Raw genomic sequence first — 19457 nt, 5'->3', positions numbered from 1 at the left:
ATTATAAATTTATATCCATGTGGGAATTGAGAAAATATCAAATTCTCTTTATCCGAACAGATTATACCCATATGGTTTATCGACATTGACAATAAGTGCAGCAGGGCCTTTAATATTCCTGAGCCATTCAATATCTTCCATGGTTTCATCATTTTCCCTTGATTCTATATTAAAGGAATCCAGTACTTTCTTTAATTCAATGGAAAATGAAAGGTATTTCTTGCTTTCGTTATAGTTGACATCAGAGAATTTTTTGAGTATCCCGTATCCATGATTGTCCAGTATTATAATTTTTACAGGGAGGTTATAGTTCTTTATTGTCCACAGTGTCTGGCTTGTATACATGAATGCACCATCACCTATAACACATAATACATTATCCTTTACCGTTGCCATGCCCGCAGCTGCTGGAAGTGCCCAGCCAATCTGTCCTGATTTCCCTATGAAATATGAATCCGGTTTATATCCTACAATGTTTCTCAGGAAAGGAGATGCAGATATGGATTCGTCGGATATGGTATAATCACCGAAGTTTTTTGATATTTTAAGCATAACTCTTTGAATCTGGGAATTTTTATCAATTGCAGGTTTACCCGGCATCACAGAAGGCTTCCTGGGCTTAATGTACTCTATTGCACTTTGAAGGAAGGCAGCAGGGTTCATGAAATAGGAATCCCCAATTTTTCCTGATATATCCATTCCTATCTTTATTATTTCTTTTCCTTCAAGGAGGTCAGCCATGCTATAGGGATAAAGATTAATATCACCGCCAACAATAATAATCAGGTCATATCCTGAAAGTTTGTCATTTATTAAAGCTGCAACAGGTGGCAAATCACCGGCGTAATTTTTATCGCCAGAGTGAAAGGGCGCCCTGCTTGCAAAAGGCTCTGCAAATACGGGAATTCCAAGTTTGCCCGCAAGATCCCTTGCATACTGTATTCCCCCATACATGTCCAGTTCATACCCTGTTACCATAACAGGGTTGTTTGAATTATTAATCTTTTCCGCAATAGATTTGACCGCATTAATATCCACGACGTTTGAATTGATATAAGGCATGTTTAATCCTGAATATTTTCCCTCCTCACCCATAATATCCATTGGAAAACCAAGGAAAGAGAGAGAATATGGAGGTGTCATTGAACTTATATATGCCCTTCTAATTGACTTCTCTATGTCATTTGCAGAATTTACTTCAAATTTGTATTTAACATAGGGTGAAATCATATCACCTATATTTCCGGAGAGCAGAGGATCATAGAATATATGCCTTGAATCCTGTTCACCTGCAGTAATTATAACCGGGACCCTATGCACAAATGCCGAATAAATAAACGCCATGGAATTACCAACGCCAAGAATGCTGTGCAGATTTACAAATGAAGGTTTTCTGGTTAACTGTGCCCTTCCATCTGCCATGCCAACAGAAATAGAATCATGGAGGGTAAGAATATAATCATCACTGGATACGCCTTCCAGCATTGGTATTTCTGTAGTTCCAGGGTTTCCAAAAACCGGCGTTAATTTCATATTTTTCAGTGATTTAGTGAAAATTGTATAACCTAGCATAATTATCGCTTCTCTGAATCTGAGATAAGTTTACAAAATATAAGTTTTTTTAATTAAACATTGATACTTGTATTATCACCAGCAATTACAATGTTATTTAAAAGATAATCATATATTTTATATCAAGAATGAAATTTATAACAATATACATTGTTGTAGTTATCACGCCAACAATTCACAAAAACTCGGAATGATCAAAAAAATTTCTTCTATTGGGCACTTTGAATTAATTGAAATGTATCATTAAGTAGATATATAGTTTAATTTTAAAACAGATTTAAGTCCTCTTTATCAGTATATGGAACATCGATAAACTGCATTTTATGTTTTACGTACAATATATTTATTTCATCTGAATATTTATAAACGTGATTAAAGAGTTTTATGTATATTAATATTAGAAGCAGAGGGATAAAATGTGAACTTTTTGCATCTGCATATTCCATAAATTGTTTTAAATTTTTATAGCTGCTTATGTTCCATCCACGAAATAAGTCTATCTGATTTTTTATCATCCTTGTATAATAATTTATGCCAGTTGCATATCTTTTTTCTCTTTTCTTCCCGGCATAATTATTTCCAAGATCATAATACTTGTCCGGAACATTGATTATTCCGTATCCAGAGTATAAAAAATTTGCCATTCGCTCCCAATCTTCACCGTTATTAAGGTCTTTCCATTGTACTGTAAAATTTGCCTGTTTAAAACATAATTGATTTAAGAATATCTCATTATGGTTCAAAATTTTAACACCATATTCTATGAGTGTTACAAATCTAGATGTGTAAGTGGTATCAAGGTCAAAGGTCATAAATAAATCTTCATTAGTAGCTTTGTCATATCCCATTTCCATTGCGATCTGTCTCCCAGAGCCACGTGAACATTTAATCCTTTTGATGACGATATTGTAATTTTCTTTAATTTTATCCAGTAATTCATATGTTCCATCGGTTGAAAAGTTATCAACTATTAAAAATTGCTTTTCAATATTTATTTTAGATAATGATTCTATTGAACTAATTAAAGTTCCTTGATTATTAAACACTGTTCCATAAATATATAGCATCGAAATTACATAAATAAGGGGTATTTTAATTTAGTGTTTAACTATCACAAATTCTAATCCAGATTAAATAAATTAATTGCAATATATAAATGAATTAACCGTTAATACGGTTATATGCGTTATAAAATATAATAGAAGATATTACAAATTACGATTAAACATAGAATATTTAAAATATAATTTGTACTGTCCCATTATTATTTCCTTTATATACTGTATGAATTTATATTTTTTCATTTTACCACCATTTTATTTTTATATGCCATTGCTGGTGTAACTATATTATCACCATCTGACAGTGAGTCATGCATCCTTTCATAGTTGTAATGGTATACTACCTCTTCCCAGGTACTGAAATATGGCCTTAAACGTTTTATGGTATAGTTTAATCTCTCCAGTTTTCCATTTGTTTCAGGGTGTTTTACCCTTCCAAGTATGTGTTTTATATTACTGTTATCTAAGTATTCCTGGAACTTATTGTGATCTCCAGGTATTCCATTCTTACCATTTGAAAAGAACTGTGTTCCATGGTCTGTTAATATCTCTTCAGGCTTACCGTAAGTGTTTATTGCTATTTCCAGTGCTTCTATTGTATTATCTATTGTTTCCTCACCGTATATTCCCATTCCTACTATGAACCTTGAAGCATCATCTTCTATTATTATTAACTTCTCACTGTCACTGTATTTAGTCCAGTCCATATGCCATAGTGAGTTGCTATGTTTCCTCTCATATTTTATATATTTTCTCTGTTTCTTCTTATTATTGCTGTTATCAACCATATTTAATAATAACAGTATTCTGTATATATTGTTTTTAGCTATTATTATCCCCTTTCTTTTAAGGTATTTCCTTATTCTTTCAGGTCCTGACATAGGGTATTCATATCTTATTTTTTTAACTATTTCTATATCCTTGCTGTTTAATTCCCTATGTTTCCTTTTACCTATTGTATATTCTCCATTATCCCTGTATTTTTTGTATATGTAATTTACATACCTTGTTGTTATTTTCATTTCCTTAGCTATTTCTGTAGATGATCTTCTCTTATTTTTCTCCCTTATTATATATTTTATTTTTTTCTCATTTAACTTCATTCTGGGCTTATATTCTTTTATTATATTTTTAGAGGGTATATATAGGAAATATTTACGGGACAATATAATTTAAAATATAATTCATTAATTACTTCTCTGTTTACAGTTGAAGTTAGCTATAGTAGGGTCAATGAATCTTGAATTCGCAGGCGGTGGCGAGGCAAATGCCCGTGATATTGCAGAGTTGTTTGTAAGGCAGGGATATGATGTAACCCTATTCGGTGCGGGGATCCCGAAAGGGTATGAAACGAAAGCGGGCAAATATTCATTCAATTATGTTCCTGATGCTTTTACTTTTGACATAATGGCAACCGGCCCTGTTTTGAAATTCTCACATATATTATCCATGGGGCTTATAGGAATATACACCTATAATCGTATATATGAAAAAATTAAGGATTTCGATGTATATTATTTTGTTTCCCCAACTTTACTTTTCAGAAATGTGGGTTACAGATTGATGAAAGAAGGCAAAACCGTTGTGCTTGGAAATCATGGAACATACTTTGAGGTTCTTGATATGTATGGTTTTGCATCCAAAGCCTATTCTAAAATACTTACAACCATGATATTCCATAAGCTTTTAAAGAACAAAATGAAATTCTACATTCATGTACAGAATAAGTATCAGGCACAGTATTATGAAAAAATAAAATGCAATCGTTCGTATATAAGGGAAATTCCATATAATAATGTCAAATTCAGTGGCTATAAATGCCTGGATAACGACAATTTTTCCGTAGTTTACCTAGGTCGTCTTATGGAAAGTAAGGGGGTTGATATGTTGCTTGAGCTTGAAAAGAAGGCAGACATAAATCTTCATATTATAGGCAAGGGACCTTACATGGAAAAACTCCAGCAGATGAAAAATAAAAATACTGTAATCCATGGATATGTTTCCAACGCAGAGAAAATAAAACTCCTTGCGGAGAGCGATGTGATGATTGTCCCATCAATAAATGAGTCTTTATCTATTTCTGCCATAGAAGGGCTGGCATCCGGGCTTTACCTTATAGTTTCATCCACTTCCATGGGCCCGAGGTACATTGTAAGGCAGGACAATATTTTCGGAGTTGCTGTACCTAGAAATCCAAAAAATTTTATTAAGGAGATAGAAAGGATAAAAATAATTAAAGAAAGAAGCAAAACTGATTTTTACAGTGAAAAAATGCTCAGGCGTGAAATAGCCGGTAAAATGTTTGATGCCAACGTTGTTGATAAAGAACTGGTAGATCTTTTCAATGATGCCATAAAAGACAGCAAGAGGTAAATCTAATAACCGGCAGTTCCTTTTACAATTTTATGCGGTTTATAATTCCGGTCTATAGCTTCCATCTCTTCCCTCCCCAGTTTAATATCCAGTGCAGCTATATCATCTTCCAGGTATTCCAGCTTTGTAGCACCTATGACAGGTATGAATCCTTTATTTAGCACGTATGCAAGGGCAAGCTGTGGAACATTTACCCCTTTTTTCTTTGCTATATCCTCAACACTCTCAAGTATATCAAAATCTGAATCACTGAAATACCGTTCTTTCATTACTGGATATGTTTTTGTCCGCACCGTTTCATTCTCCAATCCTCTCTTATATTTCCCTGAGAGAAAACCAGCAGCTATAGGCGAGAATGGAGAATATGCAATTTCATGTTTTTCACAGAATGGTATAGCATCCCTTTCGTCTTCCCTGTAAACTGCATTATAATGGTTCTGCAGTATTGCCGGTTTTATATTCTCCTGCATTTCCATTATTGTTGAAAATTCGGCAAGCTGGTACCCCATGAAGTTGCTAAGCCCAATATATCCAGCTTTTCCGGATGAAATAAAAGAAGATAGCGTGTGTGCCGTATCCCTGAAATCCACATTATCAAATATTGTATGCAGGAAATAAATATCTATATAATCTGTTCTGAGATTTTTAAGGCTGTTTTTTATTTCATTGAATAGAATTGCCCTGCTGAATCCCTGTGTGAAATCATTTACCTTTCCACCACCTTTTGTGCTCAAAACAAGCTGGGAGCGGTAGCCTGTAATAGCTTCCCCTATGATTTTCTCAGATTCCCCGGATGAATATATGTTGGCTGTGTCAATAAAATTAATGCCGTAATCTATGGCTTTTTTAATTATTTTCCCTGATGTTTCAGGATCAGCCATCCATTTTGAACTACCAAATGACATCCCGCCAAGGCAAAGCCGGGACACTTTTAAATCTGTATATCCTAATTTAGTATACTCCATAATATAACAACCTAATTTTATATTTAAAATTTGGTTAAATGCTTCAACAGGGAAATAGTTAGTCTTTGTTTAATCTCCAATAGAGTTGTAGCTCTATTGCCATAAGTACAGAATTCTTCCGGTTCACACATATTATAATAATTACATTTTTCGTGGAACAACGTTTCCTGGACAATTATTCGAACTACAATAGTTAAATCCAAATATTCTAATCCTTAAATATCATATAGAAACATGATTTGTGAGGATCTGGGATACATGATTTTATACAACAGATCAGGGAGGTCTGTAATTCTTACACATGACGAAACTGTAGATCTATGCCTGAAAGCTCAGGAATCGGGATTGGAACTTCCAAAATATATAATGAAAAATTATATGAAAGATTTAAAATTGATAAAGTTCAGATACGATGAATAATGCAATCATTCATCTTTCATTCTTTTGAAGATAATATTTTTATTATACAACTCCTCTATCTGCCCGGATGTCATTCCTATGTCTTGGAGAATTTCCTCATTTCCACTTCCCAGAGATGGTGGCGGAAATCTTATTTCCCCCGGTGTCTTTGATAATTTGAATGGGGTGCCTGGAATTCTGATTTTACCATAATCCGTATCCATATTGATAATCATTTCCCTGAATTTTATCTGGCTACTGGATGCAGCATCAGCTACAGAGTTTACCGGCGCACATGGAATTCCATTTTGAACTAGCGTCCTGTAGATATCTTCTGTGGTTTTCTTCTTTAATGCATCCTCTATCTCCTTTTTCAACAGTTCACGGTGGGAAACCCTATCCACATTGGTTTTAAATTCGGTGCGGTTTTCCAGTCCTGGATCTATTGTTTCGCAGAATGTTTTCCAGAGCTTTTCGGTACCCACAGTTATAACTATATAACTATCCAGTGTTTTATATGCCTGGTACGGCGCAATGCTGGAATGGGCAGAACCCAGCTTCTCCGGATTTTTTCCTGTTGAAAGGTATGACATTAACTGATGCGTCAATACAAGGAAATTCGAATCAAGCATGGAAAGATCAATATACTGCCCTTCACCTGTACGTTCCCTGTTATAAAGTGCCGAAAGTATTGATACCGTTGCAAATAACGCGGTTGTAATATCCGCAATTGGAACAGCAAACTTCACTGGAGATTCTCCTGGATTTCCTGTGATTCCAAGAAGCCCGCTCATAGCCAGAATAGCAAGGTCATATCCCGGATAATCTCTCATAGGGCCAGTTTGCCCGTACCCGGATATGCTGCAGTACACAATATTCTTATTGATAGATCTTGCAATATCATATGAAAATCCAAGTTTCTCTATAACGCCTGGCCGGAAATTTTCAACCAGTACGTCTGATTCGGCAATCAGTTTCCTGAATATTTGTTTTCCTTCTTCAGTTTTAAGATTGATTGCCAGGCTTCTTTTATTCCTGTTTGTGCTCATGAAGTATGATGAAATTCCCTCCATATATGGTGGCGCCCATGATCTTGTCTGATCGCCATCTGGAGGTTCTATTTTTATTATATCGGCTCCAAGGTCTCCAAGCAGCATAGTAGCGAATGGTCCGGACATGGCCTGGGTTAAATCCAGTATTTTTATTCCTTTCAGGGCGTTTTCCATAATAAATCAATACTCATATGTATATATTATTTGCCTGATAGGCCATTGAAAATATTTATTACCAACCCGGCAATGTTTTCCTATGTCTGAAAAAGTATTGGTTATAGGAACAGGGTGTTTCTGGTGCAGCGAAGCAATTTTCAAATTGATTAAAGGTGTAAATAATGTAGTCCCGGGATACGCAGGCGGGCATACTGAGAATCCAACATACAGGGAGGTATGTACTGATAAAACCGGGCATGCCGAAGTTGTTAAAGTTTCCTATGACCCTGATATCATTAGCCTTGAAAAACTTCTTGAACTTTTTATGGCTACACACGACCCGACATCCCTCAATAAGCAGGGGAATGATATTGGAACACAGTACAGGTCAATTATCCTGTATAATGATGATGCGGAAGGAAAAGTAATAAAGGATTTTCTTAAGGAGCATCAGAAAAATTACAGCAAACCTATAGTTACAGAGGTTAAAAAACTGGATAGGTTCTACGAAGCAGAGGATTACCACCACAATTATTTTGCAAATAATCAGTCAAATCCATACTGTGCAATGGTGATAAAACCTGAAGTAAATGATTTCATAATGAAACACGGAAATATATTGAAACTTCAAAAATAACGAAAAATAAGCTATACAACCATTTCTGGTAAATAACATATGTATGATTAAATTAAATTTCAATCTTACATCAAAATATTTATGTAATATACCAACAATAATATGGGAGATAATCCTATTTAATTTTCTAATTTCAAAATCAGGCTAACAACAAAAAATCCAAAATAATCACGATGTGTGAATTAAAATATGGATAAATAAAATGAATAAGTTACCGAAAATACATAAAAATTCGTTTTACCAATCAGAAAGTAGAAAATTTAAAAATAGAGAGAACAGCACTAAAAAAAATGGGTATATACATGGCATATTTATGTTACAATAATTTTTTATTGAGCTTTAGTGTGTTGCATAATTAATAGGCATGTGTCATCCCCCTCATAATATTGTAATTGACTACCTTAAGAGCTAATTCCTGTATAATATACTCTATTTTCTTAGCTTTAATTATCTCTGTCATTACTCTTTTTAATCCTGAAAAATATATTTCTACAATCCACCTTTTGCTATAGCTATTATTCTCTTTCCACTGTTCCATGGAGTTCTTTTTTATAAATCTCACAATCTTAGCCCTTGCATATGAACCTCTGGATTTGGTAGAAGCATTTTTCCTGGGTGGTATTACTGCATTATATCCAAACATATTGTAGATATATTTTGAATCATATCCCCTATCTCCAAATATTCTTAGAATATTATTTTTCATCTTACTCAATAGTTTTCTGGCAGCCTTAGAATCATGTGTATGCTCATCTGTAATTGTGAATGATAATACAGTAACATCTTTTAATGATATTATTACATGCAGTTTTATCCATCCCTTCCTTTTCCTATGCCATTTATGCCTTAAATAATCTCCCCTTATTGTTATCTTATATCCAGTAGAATCTATAATGCAATCCAGCTTACTGTTAATATTATTCAATTCAGGCTTGATTCTCCTTATCCTCCTGAATATTTCACTGTATGATATTGATTTTATATTAGCTATAATTGCTAAGGATCTTAACATGCCTTCAAGAGTTCTAAATGGTATATTGAATATAGATCGCAATCTGGCTAAATACATTATTAATGCATCAGGAACTTTGTATGGATGGCCTATTTTTCCACTATTATTTTCCTCCAGTAAAGTATCATAATCTTTAATGAATGATAAATCTGTAAGGTATTCTATTCTATCTACAAGTGATTCATTATACTTTTCCCATCTCCTGTTTGAACCAATCCAGTATCTTTTTATACTTCTATTTATTTTATTATTGATTTGTGGAGTCAAAGCAAATCACCCCTATATTTCACTATATAGGGGTTTTTCCTTTTAAGTTTTAAATTTATTATGGGATAATTATTAAATTAGAATGAATTATGCAACACACTAATTGAGCTTATAATGTTTATAATATATTCTATATGTATTTGATCACATGAAACTGGGAAATAATAATATATCCGATAAGAAATATTTTTGCAAAATTAAACTTTACTCATGTTCTACAGCGCGATAACTCTATAAGTAACTGTTTTATACTAAACCATGAAATTAACTTTCGTTACATTTACCGATTTAAAGGTCGGTAGGGGAACTGAAACTGTTATATTTAACCTGTTAAAATACAAACCTGAAGGTATAGATGCGACTATTGTATATACAGATGACCCTGGAAATAACCCTCTCATTCTTTCCGATAAAAATGTTAAGGATTTGATAAAAAATTCAAAACAGATAAAAATACAGAAAAAATCCTATAAATCAAAAAAGTTTGGGAAGATTAATAGGATATATAGGGATTTGATAGATAAACCGGCAATTAGAACTTTAAAGTCTATTTCAAAACCTGTGCTGGAGGAGATTAGAGATACAGACATCGCATATTTATTATACAATGAATATGCTGTATTTTTTAATGGTATGAACATTCCAGTAATAGGGTCAAACCATACATCAGGGCTTGAACTATCTGTTTATGAAGAACAAAATACTTTTTTTTATAGAATATATCTTAAATTTTTACATCAGATATACTTTAAAAATATTAATGGATATCACGTTTTTCCAAACAAAAGCCAGTTATTGCCAATGCTAAATTTAAAATATAACATGGTGTTAGCACCAGGTATTGATTGTTCATTGTATTATCCGGATTATGCAGTAAAAAACACAAAATTAAAATTTCTATTTGTTGCATCGCTCTCAAGTGGGAAAGGTTTGGACATATTGTTGCCTTTAATTGAAAAAATAGATAATTCTAGGGCGGAGTTCCACATAGCTGGTGGTGGACCAATGGCAGATGAAATTAAAAATAATATAAAAGTAATATACCACGGAATATTGAGTAATTCTGAACTGTCAAAATTATACCGTGAATGTGATGTATTTATTTATCCCAGTCACAGTGATGCGTTTCCTGCCGTTACTTTGCAGGCATTATCTTCTGGATTATATGTAATGTGCTCAGATTATTTAAAAGGGAATTTTGATGATTTTGAAAATAAGTACCTGGAATATTTGCCATTGGATATAGAAAAATGGTATAGCAGGGTTAATGAAATAATAAAGAACAATAATATAATAAAACATGATAAAAGTGAAGAATACAGCTATGTAAAAGATAATTACGACTGGCCTGTAATATCAAAAAAGTTTTATGGTTATATGATGAAATTTTATAATGAAAGCAAAGGTATAAACAAATGAGTGTTAAATACCAGCATTAAAAAGGTGTGGAAGGAAAATGGACTGTTACAGTGAATTTATTTTTTCTCAATTCTTCTGCCGATGAATTAACCTTCATTTTATCTATTCCAAGATTCTGGGAAAATGACATGTCCACTATTTTTTTTCCAGGATTGACAATTATTATTCCAACATTTGCATCATCCTTATTTACCCCGGCACTTTTCCCGTATTTATCAATAAATCCCTGTAGTTTTCTTATATTGGCACACAGGTCATCAAGGCTTCCATTCAGCTCTGCAAGTGGAACACACATAGTCGATGATTTTAAGCTATGTCTGATATTATAAGCAACACAATTAGCCATAACAGACTATTTTTCATTGAAATATAATATTATCTGTTTTATTAAGATCAGCCCATTTATACATGGAAGAATTTTTGCAGTTCTTGGCAGGATATTTACTCATAAAAGCTGTAAAAATGGCATTATATTTAAAATAGTTTTGCATACTATCTTATAAAAATCTTAATAAGGGAGCCTGTATATATCCATTTATGGATTATAGAGACAGATACGTTGATGGTAAGGGAAAATATATAGATGATATGACTTTTGATGATATGCTTTATATGAATGTGTTCAGGAGCCCCTATGGGAAAGCTAAAATTAAGAGTGTAAAAGGAGGGTTCAATGCCTCTGAATTAAAGCTCTTTTATAAGTCCTCTATGGGAGAAATGGCTTCCCTAGGGGGAAAATCAAATTCGGCTTATCTTGAACCTGTTTTCGCCATAGACAATGTAAATTACGAGGGGCAGCCCATAGCTGCGGTATTTGGTAAAACCCGATATGAAAGCGAAGACCTGCTAAACACAGTATCAGTTGATTATGAACCAATGCAGGCAGTATCCGGAATAGATGAATCCCTTAAGGCCCCACCCATGCATGAAGGCACAGAAAACAATATACTGGCGGAAGCTGAACTTGGTGAAGATTTTGATGAAAATGACATTGACTTTGATCTTACTCTGGAAGACACTTTCTTCAACGAAAGGATAATAGCTAATTCCATGGAAACAAGGGGATGCATAGCAGACTATAAGGATTCTAAACTCACATTCTATGTGTCTACCCAATCTGTCCAATCAGTTAAGGCTGGACTGGTGCAGGCTTTGGGTATGAAACCTGAAGATGTCAGGGTAATACAGGCAGATACGGGGGGAGCTTTCGGTTCAAAGGGTTCATTTTATCCTGAATATGTAATGGCAGCATATGCTTCAAAGAAATACGGAAAACCAGTAAAATGGATAGAAACTAGAAAGGAACACCTGGAGGCTGCATATCCCGGGCGTGGAGCGAAAGCCAGAATAAAAATTTATGCCAGGAATGATGGAAGAATAACCGGCATAAAGGGAGATGTGTATGTGGATGCAGGAGCCTATGACGCGGGTACAGGAGGTTTCGCATCAAGATTCATAGCATACCAGATAACCGGGCCATACCACATAGAAAAGGCGTATATGCGTGCTTACTCTGTTCTCACAAATAAGGCGCCTATGGGCCCATACAGGGGAGCTGGGAGACCGGAGGCTGCATTTTTCATGGAAAGAATGATGGATCTTTTAGCCGACAGGTTGCAGATGGACATTTCAGAAGTAAGGCTTGTCAACGCCTCCACTGAACCTTTCACATCCCCCACCGGATTGACAGTAAAGGAGGCCACAAGGCCATTCCTGGAAAAAGCACTTGCAGAAGTAAATTACAGTAAAATTTCAAGGGAGGAGAAAACAGGTATTGCATTTTTTGTATTGATTCCTGCATCCCGTCCTGGCGAGAGTGCGAGAATAGACGTTTCCAATGGGAAAATTACTGCCCAGCTTGGAGGAAATGTACATGGCCAGGGGCATGAACTGTTTGTTAAGAGCATTCTGGAAAATGAGCTTCAGGTTGAACAGAATTTAATTTCCCTGGAAAACGGTGATACAGCTGAAATGGAGAGCGGGGTTGGCAGCTGGGGAAGCAGAACTGCAATTGCAGGGGCATCGGCCCTGATGAAAGTGGCTGGCCAGATAAAGGAACAGGTAATTAAAAAATATGGGAAATATAGCCCGGAGAAATTATTATCCGGCAATTACAGTGCTTATGACTTCCTGAAAATAGATTACGACGTTAATTCCGTAAACTTCAACATGATTACCGCTGAGAGAAATAGAAACGGACTTGTGACCATGAAAGACTGGTACAGCTATTACGACCTTGGCCATGTATTGAGCCCGGTAAATGTTATAGCCCAGATAACCGGCGGAGTGCTTGAAGGTGTTGGCCAGATGTTTTCTGAATCTTTAAGGTATTCACCTGAAGGGCAATTAATGACAACAAGCATCTCTGATGCAGGGCTTCTAACGTCGGATTACGCCCCAAATTGCCATATAAAATGGGTTGAAAACGGATCACCTTCACCAAGCCAGGCAAAAGGATTGGGGGAGGCACCCACAATTGGAACGCCGGCGGCACTGGCACGTGCGGTGGAACTGATCACCAGAAACAGGGTGGTCAATACACCTATTAAACTGGAAGATATAGAAAATTTCCAGTAAAAATATAATAATATTTTTAATTTTACATTCCTGGTATTTTATCTATATAATAATAGGGTGTCTCACATTTCATAAAATATCAGACAGATGTCGAACATTATTAACAAAAAAACAATAATGGGATATGCCCTCACAGCAAATCCCATTGATTATGGAAATCATAGATAATATTGTTTCGCCTGATGACAGGAAAAGAAAGTACACAGATAGACAGATATTGAAGGTACTGATAGTTTTACAGATTTTCAATATATCTTATAGATCAGCCAGAATATTCCTCACAAGTCATGAGAAATACCTAAGAATGATTGGAATCAAGGAAATACCAAGCTTCCAGACACTCTCAAGGAGAGCCAGAATGATAGACCTTCATGCAGTAAACAACGACATTGCCTCTCTATATTCAATAGAATCAATAGCTGCAATAGATTCATTTATGATCCATACATGCAAGCATTCAACAGCAATCAGGAGAAAAATATGGGGCAATTACAAAGACCCGGTATCAGGATGGTCAAAGACAACTAAGGGATGGTCATATGGGAGAAAATGCCATATGGCAATTGATGTTGATTCTCTCATTATAATGGACTGGATGGTAACAAAGGGAAATATGCATGATTCACATGTGTCCCATGATATTGTGGATTCTGTTAGAGATTTCTCATATGTTCTTGCAGATTCAGCTTATGATGCATCGGATATTTATGACTATGTGTTTGAAAATACACATGCTTTACCTGTTATTGATACAAATAAGAGAAGAGGAATAGTAGATAATAGGTTGCCATTAAACAGGAAAATAGGAATTAAACTGAGAAAAGAATATGCTTCAATGTATCCTCTTAGATGGGAAATAGAGCGTACTTTCAGCATACTTGAGGAGATTTTGAAAGCAGAGTATATATGGTACACTGTGAAAAGGGACTATGATACTGCAATAGGCCTGAAAACAATTGCATACAATCTAATGGTAATATCAAACATGGAACTGGGAGAAAAACCGAGGGAGATAATGAAAATCGTCAATTGTTAAAATGTGAGACACCCTATATATAATAACCCTAAGCCTTTTGTTACATCTAAATGAAAGTTATTGAATATTTTTAACCCGCCCGATATCTTTTTAAGCATAACAAGATGATAGTTTATGATAAAATTAGAATATAATGGTTTTCACGCTAATTTCAACCCCGTTGGGGCATATCTTGAGGATTTGCAGAAGGATGGTACCTCTATAATTAGAAAGAGTAGTGATAAAAATAGCACACATGGTGGGGCCGCTGTTTTATTTCCATTCGGAAACAGGATTCAAAATGCAGAATACTACTTTAACAATAAACAGTATTCGCTACCGGAGAATGATGGGAAAAATAGCATACATGGACTTGTCAGGGAACTTGCATTTGACTCAAATTCTGGCGATAAATTTATCGAATTTTCAAGCCATTTTAAATCTATGTTTTACCCCGGGGAAGCTTATATTAAGATAAAATATGAAATAACTGGAAACCTGTTTGTTACTTCTTTTTATGTTAAATCCCTGACATCTATAATTCCGGTTGAAATAGGATTTCATCCATACTTCAATGTACATGGCAGTTATTCAATATCATATAACAGCAGAATGAAAAAATTCAATTATAAAGATGTATATTTTCCAGACGGAAGCACTGTTGATGTCGATTACAACGGCAAGGAATTAAATAAGATTCCTCTGGACAACTGCTTTTATCTTGATTCTACAGTCATTTTAAAAGATGAAAAACATTCTATCAGGATGGTCAGGAAGAATATGCCATACCTTGTACTGTACAATGGCCAGTATGCAGGCAATGATTCTATAGCTGTTGAACCTATGACGGGAATACCGGATGTGTATCATAACCATGTAGGCCTTGTAACACTTGAAAAGAATGCTGAATTTGTATGTTCCTATTCCATAGAGGTTATATAAAATAAGTATTTTCAGTGAAATTATTTATCCTATAACATATATTTATATCTTTAATTGAATTGTTTTACTGATAGAAATGGGAAAAATAGATTTAACCGGAAAGGTAGCCATTGTAACCGGTGCAAGTGGTGGAATTGGAAAAGCTATTGCAATCAGCCTGGCATCTGCAGGTGCTTCCGTTGCGGTCCATTTTGGCAGGAACAAAAATGCTGCAGATGAAGTAGTGGATAAAATTGTGGCAGCTAAGGGAAAAGCCATCGCAGTTAGTGCAGATATGGCAGATCCGGCTGCAGTGGAAGAAATGTTCAGGAAGGTAGATTCTTCCCTTGGCACAGTTGACATTCTGGTGAATTCAGCAGGGATAGATGGTGTCCGGGCAATGCTGGGGGATGATGATATAGAAAACTGGAAAAAGGTAATATCTGTAAACCTTTACGGGCCTTATTTCTGTTCCAGAATGGCAATTCAGAGAATGAAGAAGAAAAATAAGGGAGTAATCATCAATATTACATCCGACCATGTGAATATTCCCTGGCAGGGTTACAGTGCATATTGCAGTTCAAAAGCAGGCCTGGACATGATGGCTAAAACACTGGCACAGGAAACTGCAACTATGGGCATCAGAGTTATATCAATTGCTCCAGGTGCCATAAAAACTGCTATAAATAAATCTGTCTGGGAAAATCCGGATACCCTTAAAGACCTTGATGAAAAAATAGCCATGGGATTCCCGGGGGATGCAGAAGATGTAGCGGATGCAGTCCTGTTTGCGGCAAGTGATATGGCGAAATACATAACAGGAACTACAATTGTTGTTGATGGCGGAATGCTGATATATCCAGATTTCAGGCATGGCGGATAAATTAATCATATAAAAAAATTTTTAACTAAATGTAAATAAATTTTAAAAAAAATATTTATTGTTTTTTATCTGTTTTAGAGTTATCGGAATATCCGGCCATGGATGCGTTCCTAACTGTGGCCAGAGTATTGTTTTCAAATATATCATTGATCTCTTCCACACTCTTGCCCTTAGTTTTTGGCATTATGTAGAAGAAGATAACAACTGCCATTATTGAAAGCACTGCAAACACAGCCATTGTATATCCAAGCCCTATTTTCAGATCCATCACGGGAAACAGCTCAATTATTGCAAAGTTTGATATCCAGTCCACAACGGCGATAAGGGATGCAAATAATCCCCTGTACTGTGTCGGGAAATATTCTCCCTGGATGATCCAGCCGGTACCACCAACACCGAAAGCAAAGAATATTATGAACCCGGCAAATCCTATAAGCAGACCGATATCTATATGTCAACTACCCACAGCTAAAGCAGTGAGCTTGCAACTGGGGTGTCACAATGGACAAAAAAATCACCCGCTACAATAGGCTGGTTGGCAACAGCCCTGTTCCTGATATTTAATGAAGCAATATAATCTGCTTCTCCCTCTAAGCCACAGGAAATGCATTTAAATGCAGATCTCTCAGGCCTGTTCTTTTTAGAAATAGTATGGCAGTTGGGGCATTCCCTGCTTGTGTTATGTGGGTCTATAACGATTATTGGAATGCCTGCTTCTCTTGCCTTGTATTCAATAAACAGCCTGAGCTGGTAGAAAGCCCATGAATTATGGATGTATTTATTTCCTTTTTTAACAGTTTCCCTCATTCTTATGCCACTGAGATCTTCAATGGCAATTGCAGAAGAGGTGCCTCTGGCTTTATTTACTATTTCCTTAGATATTATATGGTTTGTATTGGTGGCAAATCTATGCTCTTTTCCTGAAAGCTTTTTAAGATGCCTTTTTGCTGATTTAGTATTAACAGATTGCAATCTGGAACGGAGGTCTGAATTATGTTCCCTTACTTCACTGATTCTATCTCCGGAATAGTATTTTCCGGTGGAATCAACGGAGATGTTTACTATACCCATGTCTACCCCTATAACATTCTTAGGTTCTATAACTGGTTGTTCCTTTATATCAACACTTACCATTAAATAGAAAATTTTATGTTTCCTTACAAGGTCACATTGGCCCCTCATTCTATTGAATGGTATTTCACCATATTTTCCAATGGTTATAGGTATTCTTATTCTTCCCTTAATGGTGTTAAGGCTCACTTCATACATGCTTTTAAAACTCATAATTCTCTGGTCATATACTATTGAACCGTATTCCCGGAATTCATGGAATACTGATCTATCAGTTAAATAAGTGTCCACAACCTTTGCAATAACTCTTATGGTTAACTGTGCTGATAATCCGAATTTGTTTCTGATATCATAATATACCAATTTCTGGAGGGATATTTTATTATATATTTTATTATCCCATGCTATTCTGGATACAAAATTACATGCTTCATTGAACTTTTTAAATGTGCCAAGGAGTAGAGCCTTCTGATTATCGTCTGGAAGCAATTTAATTTGAAGGGTTTTAAGCACAATATTCAAATATAAATTCAATATATAAAATTGCCGCAATTCCTCCTGTGACTAAAGTCATAGGCTTCCTTGCGAATGGATCGTGAAAGGTACAGTACTGCACCCAGCACATCAAAAAATGCCATGCCAGAGTATCCTAGAAATGCCAGGGACCTCCTGCCATATGAATCTATAAGCCGGAAACCTATAAGTGTCGCAAGTACGTTTATAATAGCAAGTATTGATGATGCTTCAATTCCAAAAACTGCACTTGATATAGCCGTTCCGCCTGTTGAACCGAATATGTGGAGTTTCGCAATAACAGTTGGACCATAATAGAACGGAATGTTTATACCGGTAATTTGCTGGAACATCATAAAAAGCCCGACTATAACAAAAGCCCTTTTTATTCCCGGCGTTGCCTTTATCTTTGTTTCTTTTTCAACAAGGTAATCGTGTGTAGTTTTAATTTCAGACAGCTTTGCCGTAACATTAAAACGTTTCAATGCTGCTATTGCCTTGTCGTATTTTTCATGCAGTATCAGCCATCTTGGAGATTCTGGCATGTAGAAACGGAACACCAGCCCTATCAAAGATGGTATTGCAGCCACTCCCAGAAGAATTCTCCAGTCAACCGTATATGCCAGCTGTGGAGCTATGAAAAATACACCCATGCCCACAAAGTATGCACCCAGAATTCCCCATGTTATCATCCACTGCTGCATAAGGGACAGGTGACCCCTGCGGTTCTTCGGAGCATATTCTGCTATATATGCTGTTGCAATGGCTGAATCAGCACCAACTGCGAGGCCTATAAGCGTCCTTGATAAGAGAAGCATTACAAGATCCACGGAAAATGCAGATAAAAGTGCCCCTATTGTATATATAGCAGCATCTGTTATTAGCAGGAATTTTCTTCCGTATTTATCCGTAAGAAGTGCGGCTATTAATGCACCTACTGCGGCACCAAGTGAGGCACCTGCTATTAAATAGCCGTATACAAATGGGTCTGTTGCTGCAAGATTTTTCGCAAAGGGTATAAAACTTAGGTCAGTTCCTATGTTGGAAGTATCATATCCAAATAGGAAACCACCTATCGTAGCCAGCAATGTCACTGCCCAGTAAAATTTTGTGGTAATTTTACCGTTCAATTCATTTAAAACCGGGTCTGTAGTTTCATTAGAAGTGTTATTCACAAAAATAAAAGTAAGTGTTTGTATATAAAGCCATTTAATTCAGTGATTATATTCTGAAAATACTTAAACCATTAATATTCTCATATCTAAAAATTTGCACATATTATACTTTCCTACTATCCTGTTGCCACAAATATATTATATATATTAAATGCATCTTTTGACTATGTCTATAAATAATATAACAGTGTGTCCGCACTGCAATCTGGATATGGAATTGAAAACTGCACCTTACGAACAGAATAATGTTACTCTTGGTGAATTTGAAGCTTACGTATGCCCAAATTGTGGAAGAGTATTCTATACAGATAAGGGATATGAAGGAATAAATAAATTTTCAATGAAAAAGAAAAACTAAATGCATTAAATATTTATACTATAAATGTTAT

The 19457-nt window shown here is 35.4% G+C and carries 19 protein-coding genes; 9 read left to right on the top strand and 10 right to left on the bottom strand.

Translation table 11 applies throughout. From position 1 onward, the window contains the following. Positions 1-48 precede the first annotated feature (48 nt). From fad_RS03700 to fad_RS03690, 3 genes are all read right to left on the bottom strand, one after another. Positions 49-1572 carry a thiamine pyrophosphate-binding protein gene (locus tag fad_RS03700; protein WP_081141912.1) on the bottom strand — a complete coding sequence of 508 codons (1524 nt, stop codon included), beginning with the start codon at positions 1570-1572 and terminating at the stop codon, positions 49-51. 266 nt (positions 1573-1838) lie between these two features. Continuing rightward, entirely contained in the window at positions 1839-2639 is an 801-nt protein-coding gene (locus fad_RS03695) for a glycosyltransferase (RefSeq protein ID WP_081141910.1), read from the bottom strand. 233 nt (positions 2640-2872) lie between these two features. Continuing rightward, positions 2873-3736, bottom strand: coding sequence for an IS481-like element ISFac5 family transposase (locus tag fad_RS03690; RefSeq protein ID WP_009886695.1), 864 nt, complete (start codon positions 3734-3736; stop codon positions 2873-2875). A gap of 106 nt (positions 3737-3842) precedes the next feature. Between fad_RS03690 and fad_RS03685 the strand changes: the two genes are divergently transcribed. Beyond that, positions 3843-5006: a glycosyltransferase family 4 protein gene (locus fad_RS03685; protein WP_155951101.1), complete on the top strand. Its 1164-nt coding sequence runs from the start codon at positions 3843-3845 to the stop codon at positions 5004-5006. A gap of 2 nt (positions 5007-5008) precedes the next feature. On the opposite strand, the gene fad_RS03680 is transcribed toward fad_RS03685, so the two are convergent. After that, a complete protein-coding gene (locus fad_RS03680) occupies positions 5009-5971 on the bottom strand; it encodes an aldo/keto reductase (protein ID WP_081141906.1) in 963 nt (320 codons plus the stop codon). A gap of 234 nt (positions 5972-6205) precedes the next feature. On the opposite strand from fad_RS03680, the gene fad_RS03675 reads away from it, so the two are divergent. Next, entirely contained in the window at positions 6206-6391 is a 186-nt protein-coding gene (locus fad_RS03675) for a hypothetical protein (RefSeq protein ID WP_081141904.1), read from the top strand. 5 nt (positions 6392-6396) lie between these two features. On the opposite strand, the gene fad_RS03670 is transcribed toward fad_RS03675, so the two are convergent. After that, positions 6397-7596 (bottom strand): CaiB/BaiF CoA transferase family protein, encoded by a 1200-nt coding sequence (locus fad_RS03670; protein ID WP_081141902.1) that lies wholly within the window; start codon positions 7594-7596, stop codon positions 6397-6399. Positions 7597-7678: 82 nt separating this feature from the next. Between fad_RS03670 and msrA the strand changes: the two genes are divergently transcribed. Beyond that, entirely contained in the window at positions 7679-8215 is a 537-nt protein-coding gene (gene msrA, locus fad_RS03665; protein ID WP_081141900.1) for a peptide-methionine (S)-S-oxide reductase MsrA, read from the top strand. 355 nt (positions 8216-8570) lie between these two features. Here the strand turns inward: msrA and fad_RS03660 are convergent, their stop codons facing one another. Next, positions 8571-9494, bottom strand: coding sequence for an IS5 family transposase (locus tag fad_RS03660; protein ID WP_081141898.1), 924 nt, complete (start codon positions 9492-9494; stop codon positions 8571-8573). A gap of 258 nt (positions 9495-9752) precedes the next feature. Between fad_RS03660 and fad_RS03655 the strand changes: the two genes are divergently transcribed. Further along, complete coding sequence (locus fad_RS03655; RefSeq protein WP_081141896.1) at positions 9753-10913, top strand: glycosyltransferase family 4 protein; 1161 nt, start codon at positions 9753-9755, stop codon at positions 10911-10913. A gap of 16 nt (positions 10914-10929) precedes the next feature. Here the strand turns inward: fad_RS03655 and fad_RS03650 are convergent, their stop codons facing one another. Then, on the bottom strand, positions 10930-11259 hold the full coding sequence (locus tag fad_RS03650) for a TA0956 family protein (RefSeq protein WP_081141894.1): 330 nt from the start codon (positions 11257-11259) through the stop codon (positions 10930-10932). Positions 11260-11450: 191 nt separating this feature from the next. Here fad_RS03650 and fad_RS03645 point away from each other — a divergent pair, with 191 nt between their 5' ends. From fad_RS03645 to fad_RS03630, 4 genes are all read left to right on the top strand, one after another. Continuing rightward, positions 11451-13490, top strand: a complete 2040-nt coding sequence (locus tag fad_RS03645; protein ID WP_081141892.1) for a xanthine dehydrogenase family protein molybdopterin-binding subunit — start codon at positions 11451-11453, stop codon at positions 13488-13490. Between the two features lie 124 nt (positions 13491-13614). Then, positions 13615-14526 carry a transposase gene (locus fad_RS03640; RefSeq protein ID WP_081141890.1) on the top strand — a complete coding sequence of 304 codons (912 nt, stop codon included), beginning with the start codon at positions 13615-13617 and terminating at the stop codon, positions 14524-14526. Positions 14527-14640: 114 nt separating this feature from the next. Continuing rightward, on the top strand, positions 14641-15447 hold the full coding sequence (locus fad_RS03635; protein WP_081141888.1) for an aldose 1-epimerase: 807 nt from the start codon (positions 14641-14643) through the stop codon (positions 15445-15447). Positions 15448-15523: 76 nt separating this feature from the next. Continuing rightward, on the top strand, positions 15524-16309 hold the full coding sequence (locus fad_RS03630) for a glucose 1-dehydrogenase (RefSeq protein ID WP_081141886.1): 786 nt from the start codon (positions 15524-15526) through the stop codon (positions 16307-16309). A 55-nt stretch (positions 16310-16364) separates the two neighbouring features. Here fad_RS03630 and fad_RS03625 read toward each other — a convergent pair whose 3' ends face one another. From fad_RS03625 to fad_RS09460, 3 genes are read right to left on the bottom strand one after another with little or no spacing between them, the layout of a single operon-like run. Then, positions 16365-16748 carry an MFS transporter gene (locus fad_RS03625; RefSeq protein WP_335589201.1) on the bottom strand — a complete coding sequence of 128 codons (384 nt, stop codon included), beginning with the start codon at positions 16746-16748 and terminating at the stop codon, positions 16365-16367. Between the two features lie 29 nt (positions 16749-16777). Next, positions 16778-17893, bottom strand: a complete 1116-nt coding sequence (locus fad_RS03620) for an RNA-guided endonuclease InsQ/TnpB family protein (RefSeq protein WP_081141882.1) — start codon at positions 17891-17893, stop codon at positions 16778-16780. 17 nt (positions 17894-17910) lie between these two features. Beyond that, the gene (locus fad_RS09460) at positions 17911-19068 is read right to left on the bottom strand and encodes an MFS transporter (RefSeq protein WP_236940610.1); all 1158 of its coding nucleotides are present in this window, start codon (positions 19066-19068) and stop codon (positions 17911-17913) included. Positions 19069-19234: 166 nt separating this feature from the next. Here fad_RS09460 and fad_RS03610 point away from each other — a divergent pair, with 166 nt between their 5' ends. Next, entirely contained in the window at positions 19235-19426 is a 192-nt protein-coding gene (locus fad_RS03610) for a hypothetical protein (RefSeq protein ID WP_009887800.1), read from the top strand. Positions 19427-19457: the final 31 nt, after the last annotated feature.

It is taken from the genome of Ferroplasma acidiphilum (genome assembly GCF_002078355.1).
Lineage (GTDB): Archaea > Thermoplasmatota > Thermoplasmata > Thermoplasmatales > Thermoplasmataceae > Ferroplasma > Ferroplasma acidiphilum.
The sequence above is the reverse complement of the archived record's forward strand: the minus strand, read 5'-3'. Positions and strand labels throughout refer to the sequence as shown.